This window comes from Domibacillus sp. 8LH (genome assembly GCF_038806185.1).
Lineage (GTDB): Bacteria > Bacillota > Bacilli > Bacillales > Domibacillaceae > Domibacillus > Domibacillus indicus_A.
In genome coordinates, this window is sequence record NZ_JAVJNG010000348.1 from 1 (window position 1) to 233 (window position 233).

Below are 233 nucleotides of genomic sequence, written 5' to 3' on the forward strand. Positions count from 1 at the left end.
GTCGATGATCGTCGGGTTATCAACCCAGCACGAATCAAGAAGCTTATGAACGGCGGCAAACGCCACCGCGTTGCGCTCGTAGGCCCGGTAGTAGCGGTCGAATTCGAGACTGTTTGGATAGCCAAACTCATCCCACAACTTCGTGCGCTTGGTGTTTCCCGGCTGGCCCGCGTACAGCATGCGCTGCCGCCCGATAGCTTCAGCAAGGGCATTAACGAGGAACTGTTCCCCGG

Annotated in this window: 1 protein-coding gene; it reads right to left on the reverse strand. The window is 57.9% G+C overall.

Annotated features, from left to right (window positions below; genetic code table 11):
• Positions 1–233, reverse strand: a 233-nt coding sequence (locus tag RG959_RS24970; RefSeq protein ID WP_342799384.1) for a hypothetical protein, incomplete at both ends; no start/stop codon positions are given.